A 15396-nucleotide genomic window follows, 5' to 3' on the forward strand; every position below is an offset into this window, starting at 1 on the left:
ATCCACGGCGCTACGGACGAGGGGAGGTGACCGGACCATGACGCAGACCGAGCCGACGGTGGCGTTCGCGCCCGCGCCGGGCGTGACCGCCGCAGCGGTGTTCCTGCCCGCGGGGCTGCCTCGCGAGGGCAAGGTCGCCTTCTGGGACCCGGCGGGCGGGGCGCCGCCGGGCGCCGAGCCGCACCTCGGTGAGGGCGCCGAAGTGGCCGAGCTGACCGTCGTCCGGCGCCACGGCGGCGGCGCCCGCAGCCGTACCGTCGCCGCCCGGCTGCTGCGCGTCGTCGAGGCCCTGCCCCTGCTGGTCCGGGCCCGGCACCACCCCGCCGCGCATCCGGCGGCCGCCGCCTGGGGCGCCGCCGCGCTGCACGCCCTGCACCTCGTCGCGCGCGGCCGACTCCTGCCCGGCCTGACCGGGACCGACCACGACGCCTGGCGGGCGGGCCCGCTGGACGCCGACGACATCGCGCAGCTGCGCGCGATCGCTGCAGCGATGCCGTACGAGGCGTACGGGGTGCCCGTCCCCGGCCGCGGCTCCCTGCGGCTGCCCGACCCGGAGGCGCTGGTGCGGGCCTTCCTGGACGCGGTCGCGGACAGCCTGCCGCGCACCCCGGCCGCCCCGCACGCGGCGGGACCGGCGTTCGCGGCGGCCGCGCCCCAGCATCTGCCCACCGCGCGCGTATGGGCTGCGGAGGCCGCAGCCGGTATGGACGCGGGCGTCCGCGTCTCGCTGCGGCTGGACCTCTCCGGGTACGGGCTGTTCGACAGCGACGACGAGGAGGACGCGCGGCGGGCCGGCTCGGCGATCGTCCAGGTCCACAGCCTCGCCGACCCCACCCTGGTCATCGACGCGGCCGGGCTGTGGGCGGGCGAGCGGGCCGACGCGTTCGGCCCCCGCGCGCGGATCGACGCGCTGCTCGCGCTGCGCCGCGCGGCCCGCGTGTGGCCACCGCTGGGCCTGCTGCTCGAACGGTCCGTACCGGATGTGCTGGCGCTCACCGAGAGCGAGCTGTACGACCTGCTGGGCGCGGCCGCGACGCGCCTGGACGCGGCAGGGGTGTCCGTGCACTGGCCGCGCGAGCTGGCCCGTGGACTGACCGCCACCGCTGTCGTGCGGCCCGCACCCGGTTCCGCGACGGACGGCACGTCGTTCTTCGACGCCGGTGAACTGCTCTCCTTCAACTGGGAGTTGGCGCTCGGCGGCGAGCCGCTGAGCCAGTCCGACATGGATATCCTCGCCGAGGCCCACCGCCCGATCGTGCGGCTGCGCGGCCAGTGGGTGGTGGCCGACCCCGAGCTCGTGCGCAAGGCCCGCAAGCGGGACCTGGGGCTGCTCGACCCCGTGGACGCGCTCTCGGTCGCGCTCACCGGCACCGCAGAGGTCGATGGCGAGACGGTCGAGGCGGTGCCCGCGGGTGCGCTCGCCGTGCTGCGCGACCGCCTCACCGACGGCCCGCAGGCCACCGTCCAGCCCGCCGGTCTGGACGCGGCCCTGCGTGACTACCAGCTGCGCGGGCTCGCCTGGCTCGACCTGATGACCTCGCTCGGCCTCGGCGGCTGCCTCGCCGACGACATGGGCCTCGGCAAGACGATCACGGTGATCGCCCTCCATCTGCGACGTGCCCGCACCGAGCCGACGCTGGTGGTCTGCCCGGCCTCGCTGCTCGGCAACTGGCAGCGGGAGATCGCCCGGTTCGCACCGGGGGTCCCGGTCCGCCGCTTCCATGGCAGCGGCCGCAGCCTGACCGGTGCCGAGGGCGGCTTCGTCCTGACCACGTACGGCACCATGCGCGGCAGCGCGCCCCAACTGGCCGCGCACACCTGGGGCATGGTCGTCGCCGACGAGGCGCAGCACGTCAAAAACCCGTTCTCGGCGACCGCCAAGGCTCTGCGCACCATCGCGGCGCCCGCGCGGATCGCGCTCACCGGCACCCCGGTCGAGAACAACCTCTCCGAGCTGTGGGCCCTGCTCGACTGGACGACGCCGGGGCTGCTCGGCCCGCTCAAGTCGTTCCGCGCGCGCCATGCTCGGATCGTCGAGAACGGCGAGGACGAGGCGGCCGCCGAGCGTCTGTCCCGGCTGATCCGTCCCTTCCTCCTTCGGAGGAAGAAGTCCGACCCCGGCATCGTGCCCGAGCTGCCGCCCAAGACGGAGACCGACCACCCCGTCCCGCTCACCCGCGAACAGGCCTCCCTCTACGAGGCGGTCGTCCGCGAGGCGATGGCCGGCGTCGAGGCGGCGGAGGGCATCGCCCGCCGGGCCCTGATCATGAAGCTGCTGACCGCGCTCAAGCAGATCTGCAACCACCCCGCGCAGTACCTCAAGGAATCCGCGCCCCGCCTGCACGCCCGCTCCGGCAAGCTCGCCCTCCTGGACGAGCTCCTCGACACGATCCTCGCGGAGGACGGCTCGGTCCTCGTCTTCACCCAGTACGTGTCGATGGCCCGGCTGCTCTCCGCGCACCTCACCGCGCGCGGTGTCCCCTCCCAACTCCTGCACGGCGGCACGCCGGTGGCGGAGCGCGACCGTCTGGTGAACGTGTTCCAGTCCGGTGAGGTGCCGGTCTTCATCCTCTCCCTGAAGGCTGCGGGCACCGGCCTCAACCTCACCAGGGCGGGCCATGTCGTCCACTACGACCGGTGGTGGAACCCGGCCGTCGAGGAACAGGCCACCGACCGCGCGTACCGTATCGGCCAGACCCAGCCGGTGCAGGTCCACCGTCTGATCGCCGAAGGCACCGTGGAGGACCGCATCGCGGACATGCTCGCCGCCAAGCGGGCCCTGGCCGACGCGGTACTGGGCTCGGGCGAGGCCGCCCTGACCGAACTCACCGACCGCGAACTGGCGGACCTCATCTCTCTGCGGAGGACCACATGAGCCCTCTGCCGGTCACGCGGTACGACGACCGCCGCCGCACCTTCCCCGCGCTGGGCGCCCGCATGGAGCGGACCGGTACGTGGTGGGGCGGGGCCTGGATCGAGGCGCTGGAGGGCCTGGCCCTGGACCCGGCCAGGCTCGCCCGGGGCCGGAAATACGCGGCAGCGGGCCATGTCGACGCGATCACGGTCACGCCCGGCCGGATCACCGCGTATGTCCACGGCTCGCGCCCCCGCCCGTACCGTACGGAACTGCGTCTGCGCACCCTCCCCGACCAGGCGTGGGAGGACTTCCTGGACACGGCGGCGCAGGACCCGTCCCACATCGCGGCCCTGCTCGACAAGGACTTGCCGCACGCACTCGCCGACCAGGTCGACCTGTTGCCCGGCTCGGGTGATCTGATCCCCGACTGCTCCTGCCCGGACGACGGTTACCCCTGCAAGCATGCGGCGGCGCTCTGCTACCAGACGGCGCGGCTCCTCGACGAGGACCCGTTCGTCCTGCTGCTGTTGCGCGGCCTGGGCGAGCAGGAGACGCTCGCCGCGCTCACCCGCCGCAACACCGCCCGGATGGCAGTGGAGCGGGACACCCCGGCGCCCGAACTCCCCACCGTCGCCGCGCGCGAGGCAGTCCGCCCGCGCACCCGGCCCGCGCTTCCGCCGCCGTTCCCGCCCCCGGCGCGCGCGGGCCATCCGCCCGCCTTTCCCGCGCTGCCGGGCGCCCCCGACCCGCTCGCCCTCGACCTGCTGGCCACCGAGGCGGCGGCCCGCGCGTATGCCCTCCTCACCACCGGCGAGGACCCGATCGCGCCCCTGACGACCTGGCAGGACGCGGTCCGTCTGGCCGCGGCGCATCCCGGCTCGGGCGTCACCTCCACGACCCGGGCGCTGTACGCCGCGCTGTCCCAGGCCACCGACCGCACCCCCACCGACCTGGCCCGCGCGGTGGCGGCCTGGCGCCAGGGCGGCCCGGCGGCCCTCGCGGTGCTCGAAGAGCCCTGGGACCCCCCGGCCGGCCCCTTCGACCGCGCACGCCCGGCCCTGGCGGCCGCGGGCCACCCCGGCTTCCGCCCCTGGCGCAACCACCTCTCCACCCCCACGACCCAACTCCGCTACGGCCGCGACGGCCTCTGGTACCCCTACGAGTCCGACCCGGACCGCGAGGACTGGTGGCCCCGGGGGAGGGCGGGGCGGGATCCGGTGGAGGCGATATCCCTGCGCCCGTCGGCCGACGGGGCATAACCCCGCCCCGCCGCCCAAGCCGCCAGTACCGCCTCGATCTGGCCCGCCACCCGTGCCCGGGCCCGGTTGCGGGGGACGTGGGACATGAGGAGGTCGTCGTAGGGCGTGTCCAGGTGGCGTACGGAGGCGCGGACCGCCGCTGTGACCGCGTCCTCGTCCAGGGCGCGGCCCGCCGCGCTGCGGCCCACGCGGCCGCTGCCGCGCACCGAGGCGTGGGTCGCGATGTCGTGGGCCCGGTCGGGTGGGCAGCCGGGGAACAAGCGCAGGATCTCGGCCTCCAGGGCGGCGGTGAAGCGCACGTCCTCGGCGGTCCGCCGGAGCGCGTCGCGTGCGCGGCGGCGGGCGCGGGCCTCCGCGTCGGCCAGGCATCGCTGTTCGGCGGCGGCGAGCGCGGCCTCCTCGACGAGGACGCCCTGACGTTCGTAACGGCGTCGGCGGCGGTTGAAGCGGATCACGACGGCGGCGAGCGCGCTCTCCTCGCGGGCGCGGCGCGTCAGGGCCGTGTCGCCGCGCGGCAGGAAGACGAGATGGCCGAGGTCCGAGCAGTCCAGACACCGTGGCGCGCCCGAATCCAGGACGAGCCGGGGGAGCGGGCCCCGCTGGCATTCGACGCAGCGGTGACGTCCTCGGGGTTCTATGACGAGAATGGGCGGCCACCTCTCGAACCGGGTGCCGGGCAGCGGGCGTTAGGGGGCGCCGGTATGCGCGCGGCATACCGCAGCGACGTCTCCCTCCCCTTCTCGATCCCTCAATAATCGGTCGTGCAAACCGTGTTGGCATTGCTAGCGTTCATCACGTGGCGAAACTCAATCAGATCATCGCAGTCGAAAAGGGAATCAAGTCGAAGTCGCATCAGGACCTGACGTCAGCTCAGCACGGCCTGCAGAAGCCCGCGTTGCTGGCCGGCATCTCCCGGACCTACCAGCCGAAGGACGAGGAGGGTGAGCAGCTGCCGCCCGAGTCGACGTTGGTGCAGGTCAAGGCCGAGGATGTGCTGCGTGACACCGCGGTGACGCTCACCCGGCTGTTCGATGTGACCGCCACCAAGGACTGGGCGAACTGCGAGGCTCGCGCCGACATCACGGTCGACGGGCGAGTTCTCGTCGCCGGGGCCCCGGTTTCGTATCTGCTCTTCCTTGAGAAGCAGCTCGCGGACATCAATGCGTTCGTGCGCAGGCTGCCGGTGCTCGACGCCGCCGAGTCGTGGGTGCAGGACCCGTCCACCGACTCCTGGAAGACCGAGCCGGTACGGACACTGCGTACGAAGAAGGTGCCGCGCAACCACGTCAAGGCGGAGGCGACCGAAAAGCATCCGGCTCAGGTCGAGGTGTATTACGAGGACGTTCCGGTCGGCTACTGGACGACCGTGAAGTTCTCCGGCGCGCTGCCCGCCCGACGGGTCAACGAACTGCTCGCCCGAATCGAGAAGGTGCAGCAGGCGGTCAAGTTCGCCCGCGAGGAGGCCAATGGCATCGACGTCACCGATCAGCGCGTGGGTGACGCGGTATTCGGCTATCTGTTCAGCCAGTGACCGGCTTACCGGATAGCGTCAGAGACTCCCCGGCTGTGACGCGTTCACGGTCGGGGTGCGCGAGGAGCGCAAAGCTGAAACTGAAGTTCGTCGTGACTGTGCGGCCCCGCGAGACGCGGGTGCCGTCATCAATCTCAGACTATTGCTCCAGACTCAGCATTCGCCGCCGATCGCCGGACCAACCGGGCCCAGGCCCTTGTGCGTCGAGATGCCGGTTCGACTCCGGCCCGTGGAGCTTCGATCCGCGGTCGTCTAAAGGCAGGATGCGGCGACATAAAACTGACCTGGGTTCTCAAGCGTTTCGGCGTGTGTAATCCGGCGGCATCACACAGGACTCGGGGGCCGGCCATGCCCCCGGGTCCGCTCCTTTTCCGGCCCCTTTTTTATACGTATCCCCATCGCGCCCCCTTCTTGTACGTATCCCCACACCCCCGGACGCTACTGGCGGTATCCGCTCAGGAAGCGCCCGATCCGGCTGATCGCCGCGTCCAGGTCGTCGGCATGCGGCAGCGTCAGGATCCGGAAGTGGTCCGGGCGCGGCCAGTTGAAGCCCGTGCCCTGCACCACCTGGATCTTCTCCCGCAGCAGCAGGTCAAGGACGAACTTCTCGTCGTCCTCGATCGGGTGAACCTTGGGGTCGATCCGGGGGAACGCGTACAGCGCGCCCTTCGGCTTCACGCACGTCACACCCGGGATCTCGTTCAGCTTCTCCCAGGCCCGGTCGCGCTGCTCGCGCAACCGGCCGCCCGGCGCGGTCAGTTCCCTGATGGACTGCCGACCGCCCAGCGCGGCCTGGATCGCGTACTGGGCGGGTGCGTTGGGGCACAGCCGCATGGAGGCGAGCATGGTCAGCCCCTCCAGATAGTTCTTCGCGTGCTGCCTGGGACCGGTGACGACCATCCAGCCGGAGCGGAACCCGGCCACCCGGTACGTCTTGGAGAGGCCGCTGAAGGTCAGGACGACGAGGTCGGGGGCGAGCGCGGCGGCGGTGTGCGCCACGGCGTCGTCGTACACGATCTGGTCGTAGATCTCGTCCGCGAGGACCATCAGGTGATGGCGGCGGGCCAGATCCAGGATCCCCTCGATGATCTCCTTCGGATAGACCGCGCCCGTGGGGTTGTTGGGGTTGATGATGACCACGGCCTTGGTGCGGTCCGTGATCTTCGCGGCCATGTCGTCGAGATCGGGGTACCACTCGGCCGACTCGTCGCAGAGGTAGTGCACCGGCCGGCCGCCCGCGAGGGTGGTGACGGCCGTCCAGAGCGGGTAGTCCGGCGCCGGGATGAGGACTTCGTCGCCGTCTTCGAGCAGCGCCTGTACGGCCATGGAGATCAGCTCGGAGACGCCGTTGCCCAGGAAGACGTCGTCCACCGTGACGTCCGGGAGCCCCATCGCCTGGTAGCGCTGGACGACCGCGCGGCGGGCAGAGAGGATGCCGCGCGAGTCGGTGTAGCCATGGGCCTGCGGGAGCATCCGGATCATGTCCTGGACGATCTCCTCCGGCGCCTCGAAGCCGAAGAGCGCCGGGTTGCCGGTGTTCAGGCGCAGCACGCTGTGGCCCGCCTCCTCCAGCGCGTTGGCGTGTTCGATCACCGGGCCGCGGATCTCGTAACAGACCTCGTTCAGCTTGCTCGACTGCCGGAACTCCATGCCGTGGCCCTCCCGGGTTCCCAGATCCCTCTGGCGTCAGATCCCTCTGGCGTCACTCTCGTAGTGCTTGCTTGGTTTTACCAAGTGGGAGCTTGGAAAGTCCAACATCTTGTCTAGACTGCGTCGTATGCCACGTCAGCCACGTCGTCGAAGCTACGACCAGTACTGCGCCGCGGCCCGCGCCCTCGATGCCGTCGGGGACCGGTGGACGCTGCTGATCGTCCGGGAACTCCTCGCCGGACCGCGTCGTTATACAGATCTGCACGCAGATCTGCCGGGTGTCTCCACGGACGTTCTCGCCTCCCGGCTCAAGGACATGGAGCGCGAAGGGCTGGCCACCCGTCGCAAGCTGCCACCACCCGGGGTGGCGACCGTGTACGAAATGACCGCGCGTGGACGTGAGTTGCTGCCCGTCCTGACCGCCCTCGCCGCCTGGGGCGCGCCGGAGCTGGCGGAGCGGCGGCCCACCGACGCCGTGCGCGCGCACTGGTTCGCGATCCCGCTGATCCAGCGGCTGCGGCGGCTTCCGGGCGCGCCCGCCGTCCTTGATGTGCGGTTGGACGAGGGCGAGTTCCATGTACGCGTTGGTGGCGACGAGCCGTTGGCCGACTTGGGACCGGTGTACGGGGAGGGAGCCGCGCCCGACGCCGACGCGCGGCTCGTCATGGACGCCGAGACCTGCCGCGCGCTAGCCAAGGGCACGCTGACGGTCGAGGAGGGAGTGAAGGAAGGGCGGATCGAGGTGGCGGGCGACGGGCCCGTCGCGGTGGCGCTGCGGGGCGAGTGACCCCGCGCCGCACGCCACTTCACGCGTCGACGCAGGCGGTGCCACGCGTCGCGCCACTTTCAGCTGCACGCATCATGGAGGCGTGCGACTCGAAGCGATCACCTGGGAACGGCTGACCGAGGCCCTCGCGGACCGAGCCATGGACTTGGAGGCCGAGACCGACGGGCCCTGGCTGCGCGTCGGCGTCGACGGCGCGCCCGCCGCCCGGCCCGGCGAACTGGCGGAGGCTGTCGCGGAGGCCCTGCGCATACGGGGGCGGTCGGTCCTGGTCCTGTCCACCGAGGGCTTTCTGCGGCCCGCCTCACTGCGGTACGAGTACGGCCGCGAGGACCCGGACACGTACGTCGACGGATGGTTCGACACCGCCGCGCTGTGGCGGGAGGTCTTCGATCCGCTGGAGCCCGGGGGTACGGGACGAGTGCTGCCGGACCTCTGGGACCCGGTGACCGACCGGGCGACCCGCAGTTCCTATCAACTCCTCCCGAAGGGAGGAGTGCTGTTGCTGCACGGGCCGATGCTGCTGGGGCGCTGGTTCCCGTTCGACCTCACCGTGCATGTCCGTCTGTCGCCGGGCGCGCTGCGGCGGCGTACGGAGGACAGCGCCCTATGGACGCTTCCCGCGTTCGAACGGTACGAGGAGGAGGTGCGGCCGGGGGAGGCCGCCGATGTGGTCGTGCGCGCCGACGACCCGAGGCATCCGGCGTGGAGCGGGACGGGTGCCGGTCGTTAGGGCCAGCGAATGGTAGGGGCACGGTGTCGGTCGCGTACGCCGTCGTCAGTCGCGTACAGGTGGTCGGCCGCCCACCAGCGTCACCGCCTCCGCACCCGCCCGGCAACCGGTCTCCGCGGCCTCGGCCGGGTCGGCGCCCGCGAGGCGCGCAGCGAGGAAGCCGCCGGTGAACGCATCGCCCGCGCCCGTCGAGTCGACGGCTGAAGATTCCGTCGGCGGGGCGGATACCCGGGCCACGACGTCTCCACCCGCCGCCACCAACGCACCCGTCGCTCCCAGCGTGACCGCGACCAGCGGGAATCGGCGGCTCAACTCGGCTGCGGCGTTAGCCGGTTCGGGTAACCCAGTGAGCAAGCGTGCCTCGTCGGCATTGGGCAGGAGGACGTCCACGCCCTCGGCCGCCGCCAGGAACTTTTCGGCGCCGAGCTCCGTGAGGAAGCCTGCCGAGGCCGGGTCCAGACTCACCGGCACCCCGGCGGCCCGCGCCGAACGGCAGGTGGTGATGGCGAGTTCGCGGCTGACGTCGGCGAAGAACAGATAGCCGGAGAGGTGCAGATGGCCGATCCCGTCGAGGAACGCGGGGTTCCAGTCGGCCGGGGCTATGCGCAGGACGGCGCCGCTGTCGGTGAGGAAGGTGCGCTCGGCGGTCGCCGTGTCGACCAGCGATACGACGGTGGCGGTCGGCGCCGCCGTGTCGGGGACGAGCAGGGGCCGCACGCCCGCGCGCCGCAGCACCCGCTCGTGCCAGGCGACCGCGTCGCTCCCGACGCGACCCAGCATCCGTACGTCCGCGCAGCCCGAATGGGCTGCCCAGCAGGCCGCGTTGGCGCCCGCCCCGCCGGGGACGGTGCGTATCTCGGCCGCTGTGTCCGTCGCCGCAGCCAGCGGCCCCCGGTGGCGCGCGACGACATCGGTCACGACGTCCCCGACGACCAGCAGCCCACGCCGCGCGCGGCCCTGGAGATCCGTACGGGCGGAGGCGGCCGGATCCGCAAGGTGGCCACGGTGGTCCGCCGCACCACCCGCCGTATCGCTCACAGCGCCGCCGCGATCGCCGCCGCGAGGCGTACGTTGCCCCGCACCGCGGCCACGTTCGCCTCCAGCGACGCCCCTCCGGTGTGCCGCATCAGGTAGTCCAGCAGGAACGGGGTGACGGCCTGGCCGGCGATGCTTTGTTCGCGGCACTCGGCCAGGGCCTCGGCCAGCACCCGGTCGTGCAGCGCCGGGTCCAACTGCTCGGCCTCCGGGACCGGATTGGCCACGATCAGCGCGGAGTCCGGGCCCAGCGCGTCATGCGCCCGCACCACTTCGGCGGCCTCCTGCGGCGACCGCACCGTCCAGTCCACCGGCTCGCCGGAGCTCGCCAGATAGAACCCCGGGAAGAACTCCGTGCCGTATCCGACCACCCCGATGCCCAGCGTCTCCAGCCGCTGCAACGTGGCCGGCACATCGAGGATCGACTTGACCCCGGCGCACACCACGGCGATCGGCGTCCGGGCCAGTAGTCGCAGGTCCGCCGACTCGTCCTGCGTCTCGGTCCAGCCCCTGTGCACCCCGCCGAGCCCGCCGGTGGCGAAGACGCGGATCCCCGCCCGGTGGGCGAGATGCGCGGTCGCGGAGACCGTGGTCGCCCCGCTCGCGCCCGAGGCCAGCGCCATGGGCAGGTCCCGGTGACCGAACTTGCGCATGCCACCGCCCGCGACCCGCTCCAACTGGTCCTTGTCCAGGCCGACATGGGGCAGCCCGTCCAGGACGGCGATCGTGGCGGGGACGGCGCCCTGGGCCCGTACCAGCTCCTCCAGCTCCGTCGCGACCCGCAGATTGCGCGGGCGCGGCAGTCCGTGCGCGATGATCGTGGACTCCAGAGCGACCACGGGACGCCCTCCGGCCTGGGCCTCCCGCACCTCCTCGGACACCTTGAGTACGTCGTCGTAGGGCATGCACCATCTCTGGCGCGCGCGTGTGCCGCGTAAACGTCAGGGAGGCGATCACCCGTGCGAGGCGCGCGGAGGCGGAGGCCGCGAGGCCTACGGGGCCCGCCCCCGCGACCCACTCACGGGGAGTCTGCTCCCGGTCGGCGGTCCCGGCCAGAGGTGGCGTCGAAGGCCTGGCTAGATTGGCCCGCCATGACGACCAATGATCAGCTCGACACCCCTTCCGCCGACGCGGCGTCGCCCGCCTCGTTCGTTGTCCACATCCCGGGCACCGAGCTGGAGCCGGAGCCCCTCGACCCCGCCCAGATCGTCTCCGGCGACCCGGTGGTCACCGGCAAGGTGCTCTGGGAGTCGCCCGACGGCAAGCAGATCCGCGGTATCTGGCAGATCACGCCGGGCGTGGTCACCGACATCGAGGCCAATGAGCTCTTCGTCGTGGTGAGCGGGCGCGCGACCGTCGAGGTGGAGGGCGGCGACATCCTGGAGATCGGCCCCGGTGATGTCTGCGTGCTGCGCGAGGGCGACCGCACGACGTGGACCGTCCACGAGACGCTGCGCAAGGCGTACCACATCAGCCTGTAGCGCCCGCTGCCGTTCTGTAGCGCCCGCTCCGGTCCGGGGCACCGAAGAGCCCCGGCCTCGGGCGCACGCGCCTCAGAACAGCGGCTGCGGCAGCACCCCTTCCAGGGCGAGCAGCTTCCGCTTGGTCTCCAGACCACCGCCGAACCCGCCGAGCCCGCCGTCGCTCTCCACCACTCGGTGGCAGGGCACCACCACCGGCAGTGGGTTGGAGCCCATGGCGGCGCCGACCGCCTGGGCCGCCCGGGGCTGTCCGACGCGCTCGGCGAGGTCGCCGTACCCGACCACCGTGCCGTACGGAACAGTTGCCTCCAGTTCGCGGAGCACTTGGCGGTTGAACCCGGAGGACAACGTCCAGTCCAGCGGCAGCTCGAACGCGCGCAGCTCACCGGCGAAGTAGGCCTCCAGCTGGCGTATGGGCTCCGCCAGCGGGCCCGTCTCGCCGGGCCGGGCGGGCGTCGGCTCGGCGCCCAGCCGGGCCGCCAGACCCCGCAGGGCCCTGTCCCGTAGCGCCTCGTCGGCGTGGAAGACCACGTTCACCAGGCCCTGGTCGGTCGCGGCGAGCAGCAGGGGCCCGATGTCGCTGCCGACGACCGCCCACACCACCCGCCCCGGCTCCTGCGGGGCCTGCTCGAACTGCCCGTTGCTGTTCATGCCGTCACCGTACGACCCCCCACTGACAACGCCCGCCGGGCCGCCGTACGCAGGCCTCTCGGACCGCCGCACCCGCACCCGCCCGTCCGGTCACCGGACGCCCAATCCGTACCAACCGGACACGTCCCGGCGACCGAAACGGAACCACCCGGACCGCACGCCGCGTCCGGGGTGTCGACAAAATGGCGTGAAAATGTTTGCCTGTCGCTCGGCGAGCCTTAATGTCGCCCCGAACCAGGGCCTGAGCGAGACAGTCGGCCTCTTCAGTCGGTAGTCGGTACGGGGTGAAGGGCACACGGATATGCACGGGACGGTCGACGGCTTCTCCTACGGCATCGTCACGCCAGTCGTGGCGTTCCTCATGGCCTGTCTGGGCGGTGCGCTCGGACTGCGCTGCACCGCCAGATCGCTGCGCACCGAGCGCTCGTTCAAGGCGGGCTGGCTGGCGCTGGGCGCCACTTCCATAGGTTCCGGGATCTGGACCATGCACTTCATCGCGATGATGGGGTTCACGGTCCGCCAGGAGGTCCTGAGCTACGACCGGGGCATCACGTTCGCCAGTCTCGGCCTCGCCATCGTGATGGTCGGCATCGGCATCTTCATCGTCGGCTACCGGGGGGCGACGCCGATGGCGCTGGTCACCGGCGGGACCATCACCGGCCTCGGGGTGGCGTCCATGCACTACCTCGGGATGGCCGGAATTCGACTGCACGGTCAGTTCGAGTACAACACCCTCACCGTCAGCCTCTCCGTGGTGATCGCGGTCGTCGCCGCCACCGCCGCCCTCTGGGCGGCCGTCTCCGTCAACGGCTTCCTGGCCAGCCTCGGGGCCAGCGTCGTCATGGGGCTGGCCGTGAGCGGCATGCACTACACCGGGATGGCCGCGCTCAGCGTCCATCTGCACGAGGGCGCCGGACCGTCGGCGGGGGAGTCCCCGGCCACGGTGCTGGCGCCGATGCTCATCGGCCCGGTCGCGTTCCTGGTCCTCGCGGGCGTGGTCGTCATGTTCGACCCGCTGGTGGTGATGGGCCGGCCCGACTGGGAGAAGCGGCCGCCCCGCCCAGCGCCCGTTCCCCGGCACCTGCCGTCGTTCCCCGAGCCGACCGCGTGGTCCGCCCGGCACCAGCCCGGCGAGGGCTCCTCGTCCCCGCACGACTGGTGATCCGGGGCCCGGCGAGCCCCGCCCGCGGGCCGATCGGGCCCGAGTGTCAGTGGGGGGTCGTACGGTGGTTCCATGCGGCCCGTTTCCAAGATCGAACGTACGGTGGCGCCCTTCGAGGTCGTCAGTCCCTACCAGCCCAGCGGCGACCAGCCGGCGGCCATCGCCGAGCTGGAGCGGCGCATCCGTGCAGGTGAGAAGGATGTCGTCCTGCTGGGTGCGACCGGCACCGGAAAGTCGGCGACGACTGCCTGGATGATCGAGAAGCTCCAGCGCCCCACGCTCGTCATGGCGCCGAACAAGACGCTGGCGGCCCAGCTGGCGAACGAGTTCCGCGAGCTGCTGCCCAACAACGCCGTCGAGTACTTCGTCTCGTACTACGACTACTACCAGCCCGAGGCGTACGTCCCGCAGTCTGACACGTACATCGAGAAGGACTCCTCGATCAACGAGGAGGTCGAGCGGCTGCGCCACTCGGCGACGAACTCGCTGCTCACCCGCCGCGACGTGATCGTGGTCGCCTCCGTCTCGTGCATCTACGGCCTCGGTACTCCGCAGGAGTACGTGGACCGGATGGTGCCGCTCAAGGTCGGCGAGGAGATCGACCGCGACCAGCTGCTGCGCCGCTTCGTCGACATTCAGTACACCCGCAACGACGTGGCCTTCGCGCGCGGCACCTTCCGGGTGCGCGGCGACACCATCGAGATCTTCCCGGTCTACGAGGAGCTGGCCGTCCGGATCGAGATGTTCGGCGACGAGATCGAGGCGCTGTCCACCCTCCACCCGCTCACCGGCGAGGTCATCAGCGAGGACCGCGAGCTCTACGTCTTCCCGGCCAGCCACTACGTGGCGGGCCCGGAGCGCATGGAGAAGGCGGTCAACGGCATCGAGAAGGAGCTGGAGCAGCGCTTGGCCGAGCTGGAGAAGCAGGGCAAGCTCCTGGAGGCCCAGCGGCTGCGGATGCGCACCACGTACGACATCGAGATGCTGCGCCAGATCGGCAGCTGCTCGGGCGTCGAGAACTACTCGATGCACTTCGACGGCCGCGACCCCGGCACCGCCCCCAACACCCTCCTCGACTACTTCCCGGACGACTTCCTGCTCGTCCTCGACGAGTCGCACGTCACCGTCCCGCAGATCGGCGCGATGTACGAGGGCGACGCCTCCCGCAAGCGGACGCTGGTCGACCACGGCTTCCGGCTGCCCTCCGCGATGGACAACCGGCCGCTGAAGTGGGAGGAGTTCCTGGGCCGCATCGGCCAGACCGTCTACCTCTCGGCGACCCCCGGCAAGTACGAGCTCTCGCGCGGCGACGGCTTCGTGGAGCAGATCATCCGCCCCACCGGCCTGATCGACCCGGAGGTCGTGGTCAAGCCCACCGAGGGCCAGATCGACGACCTGGTTCACGAGATCCGCAAGCGCACGGAGAAGGACGAGCGCGTCCTGGTCACCACCCTCACCAAGAAGATGGCCGAGGACCTGACCGACTACTTCCTGGAGATGGGCATCCAGGTGCGCTACCTGCACAGCGACGTCGACACGCTCCGCCGGGTCGAGCTGCTGCGGGAGCTGCGGGCGGGCGAGTTCGACGTCCTGGTCGGCATCAACCTGCTCCGCGAGGGCCTGGACCTGCCCGAGGTGTCGCTGGTCGCGATCCTCGACGCCGACAAGGAAGGCTTCCTGCGGTCGGGCACCTCGCTGATCCAGACCATCGGCCGCGCGGCGCGCAACGTGTCGGGCCAGGTCCATATGTACGCCGACAAGATCACCCCGGCGATGGAGAAGGCCATCGAGGAGACCAACCGCCGCCGGGAGAAGCAGGTCGCGTACAACAAGGAGCACGGGATCGACCCGCAGCCGCTGCGGAAGAAGATCAATGACATCGTCGCGACCATCGCGCGCGAGGAGGTCGACACCGAGCAGCTGCTCGGCTCCGGCTACCGCAAGGGCAAGGACGGCAAGGGTGCCAAGGCCCCCGTGCCCTCCCTCGGTGCCAAGACGGCGAAGTCGAAGGCCAAGGCGGGCAAGGGCGGCGAGGTGCTGACCGACCGTCCGGCCGCCCAACTCGCGGAGCAGATCGAGGAGATGACCGACCGGATGCGGGCCGCGGCCGCCGAGCTGCAGTTCGAGATCGCCGCCCGGTTGCGTGATGAAGTCGGGGAGCTGAAGAAGGAGTTGCGGCAGATGCGGGAGGCGGGCCAGGCCTGAGCGGGCCATGCCCGGTGTGTTGCAAGACCGCCACAAAACAGGCCTGCG

Annotated in this window: 13 protein-coding genes; 8 read left to right on the top strand and 5 right to left on the bottom strand. The window is 71.5% G+C overall.

The genetic code is table 11. The annotated features are described in order from the left end of the window. Positions 1–37: 37 nt before the first annotated feature. Positions 38–2875: an SNF2-related protein gene (locus tag ACT1U9_RS23925; protein WP_444534717.1), complete on the top strand. Its 2838-nt coding sequence runs from the start codon at positions 38–40 to the stop codon at positions 2873–2875. After that, entirely contained in the window at positions 2872–4116 is a 1245-nt protein-coding gene (locus tag ACT1U9_RS23930; RefSeq protein WP_444534718.1) for an SWIM zinc finger family protein, read from the top strand. Before ACT1U9_RS23925 ends, ACT1U9_RS23930 begins: the two co-directional genes overlap by 4 nt. On the opposite strand, the gene ACT1U9_RS23935 is transcribed toward ACT1U9_RS23930, so the two are convergent. Beyond that, positions 4014–4763, bottom strand: coding sequence for a DUF2293 domain-containing protein (locus ACT1U9_RS23935; protein WP_444539227.1), 750 nt, complete (start codon positions 4761–4763; stop codon positions 4014–4016). The genes ACT1U9_RS23930 and ACT1U9_RS23935 overlap by 103 nt on opposite strands. 149 nt (positions 4764–4912) lie before the next feature. On the opposite strand from ACT1U9_RS23935, the gene ACT1U9_RS23940 reads away from it, so the two are divergent. Beyond that, entirely contained in the window at positions 4913–5647 is a 735-nt protein-coding gene (locus tag ACT1U9_RS23940; protein WP_444534719.1) for a DUF7873 family protein, read from the top strand. 438 nt (positions 5648–6085) lie between these two features. On the opposite strand, the gene ACT1U9_RS23945 is transcribed toward ACT1U9_RS23940, so the two are convergent. Then, positions 6086–7297: a pyridoxal phosphate-dependent aminotransferase gene (locus ACT1U9_RS23945; protein ID WP_444534720.1), complete on the bottom strand. Its 1212-nt coding sequence runs from the start codon at positions 7295–7297 to the stop codon at positions 6086–6088. 127 nt (positions 7298–7424) lie between these two features. Here ACT1U9_RS23945 and ACT1U9_RS23950 point away from each other — a divergent pair, with 127 nt between their 5' ends. Beyond that, positions 7425–8084 (top strand): winged helix-turn-helix transcriptional regulator, encoded by a 660-nt coding sequence (locus ACT1U9_RS23950; protein WP_444534721.1) that lies wholly within the window; start codon positions 7425–7427, stop codon positions 8082–8084. Between the two features lie 82 nt (positions 8085–8166). After that, positions 8167–8814 carry a uridine kinase gene (locus tag ACT1U9_RS23955; protein ID WP_444534722.1) on the top strand — a complete coding sequence of 216 codons (648 nt, stop codon included), beginning with the start codon at positions 8167–8169 and terminating at the stop codon, positions 8812–8814. Between the two features lie 45 nt (positions 8815–8859). Here the strand turns inward: ACT1U9_RS23955 and ACT1U9_RS23960 are convergent, their stop codons facing one another. Together ACT1U9_RS23960 and ACT1U9_RS23965 are read right to left on the bottom strand one after the other, a co-directional pair. Continuing rightward, positions 8860–9753, bottom strand: coding sequence for a carbohydrate kinase family protein (locus tag ACT1U9_RS23960; RefSeq protein WP_444539228.1), 894 nt, complete (start codon positions 9751–9753; stop codon positions 8860–8862). A 95-nt stretch (positions 9754–9848) separates the two neighbouring features. Next, positions 9849–10754 carry a pseudouridine-5'-phosphate glycosidase gene (locus ACT1U9_RS23965; RefSeq protein ID WP_444534723.1) on the bottom strand — a complete coding sequence of 302 codons (906 nt, stop codon included), beginning with the start codon at positions 10752–10754 and terminating at the stop codon, positions 9849–9851. Positions 10755–10940: 186 nt separating this feature from the next. Here ACT1U9_RS23965 and ACT1U9_RS23970 point away from each other — a divergent pair, with 186 nt between their 5' ends. Next, on the top strand, positions 10941–11330 hold the full coding sequence (locus ACT1U9_RS23970) for a cupin domain-containing protein (protein ID WP_444534724.1): 390 nt from the start codon (positions 10941–10943) through the stop codon (positions 11328–11330). A gap of 72 nt (positions 11331–11402) precedes the next feature. Here the strand turns inward: ACT1U9_RS23970 and ACT1U9_RS23975 are convergent, their stop codons facing one another. Then, positions 11403–11981 (bottom strand): methylated-DNA--[protein]-cysteine S-methyltransferase, encoded by a 579-nt coding sequence (locus tag ACT1U9_RS23975; protein WP_444534725.1) that lies wholly within the window; start codon positions 11979–11981, stop codon positions 11403–11405. A gap of 301 nt (positions 11982–12282) precedes the next feature. Here ACT1U9_RS23975 and ACT1U9_RS23980 point away from each other — a divergent pair, with 301 nt between their 5' ends. Both ACT1U9_RS23980 and uvrB read left to right on the top strand, forming a co-directional pair. Further along, positions 12283–13143, top strand: coding sequence for an MHYT domain-containing protein (locus ACT1U9_RS23980; RefSeq protein ID WP_444534726.1), 861 nt, complete (start codon positions 12283–12285; stop codon positions 13141–13143). Positions 13144–13215: 72 nt separating this feature from the next. Continuing rightward, positions 13216–15348, top strand: a complete 2133-nt coding sequence (gene uvrB / locus ACT1U9_RS23985; RefSeq protein WP_444534727.1) for an excinuclease ABC subunit UvrB — start codon at positions 13216–13218, stop codon at positions 15346–15348. Positions 15349–15396 lie beyond the last annotated feature (48 nt).

It is taken from the genome of Streptomyces sp. BR1, assembly GCF_052373795.1.
In the GTDB taxonomy this organism is placed as follows: Bacteria; Actinomycetota; Actinomycetes; order Streptomycetales; family Streptomycetaceae; genus Streptomyces.

Excerpts from the sequence above, each read along its gene's own strand:
- ACT1U9_RS23925 (WP_444534717.1), top strand. The coding sequence starts at position 38 with ATGACGCAGACCGAGCCGACGGTGGCGTTCGCGCCCGCGCCGGGCGTG.
- ACT1U9_RS23930 (WP_444534718.1), top strand. The coding sequence starts at position 2,872 with ATGAGCCCTCTGCCGGTCACGCGGTACGACGACCGCCGCCGCACCTTC.
- ACT1U9_RS23945 (WP_444534720.1), bottom strand. The coding sequence starts at position 7,297 with ATGGAGTTCCGGCAGTCGAGCAAGCTGAACGAGGTCTGTTACGAGATC.
- ACT1U9_RS23950 (WP_444534721.1), top strand. The coding sequence starts at position 7,425 with ATGCCACGTCAGCCACGTCGTCGAAGCTACGACCAGTACTGCGCCGCG.
- ACT1U9_RS23965 (WP_444534723.1), bottom strand. The coding sequence starts at position 10,754 with ATGCCCTACGACGACGTACTCAAGGTGTCCGAGGAGGTGCGGGAGGCC.
- ACT1U9_RS23970 (WP_444534724.1), top strand. The coding sequence starts at position 10,941 with ATGACGACCAATGATCAGCTCGACACCCCTTCCGCCGACGCGGCGTCG.
- ACT1U9_RS23975 (WP_444534725.1), bottom strand. The coding sequence starts at position 11,981 with ATGAACAGCAACGGGCAGTTCGAGCAGGCCCCGCAGGAGCCGGGGCGG.
- ACT1U9_RS23980 (WP_444534726.1), top strand. The coding sequence starts at position 12,283 with ATGCACGGGACGGTCGACGGCTTCTCCTACGGCATCGTCACGCCAGTC.
- uvrB (WP_444534727.1), top strand. The coding sequence starts at position 13,216 with ATGCGGCCCGTTTCCAAGATCGAACGTACGGTGGCGCCCTTCGAGGTC.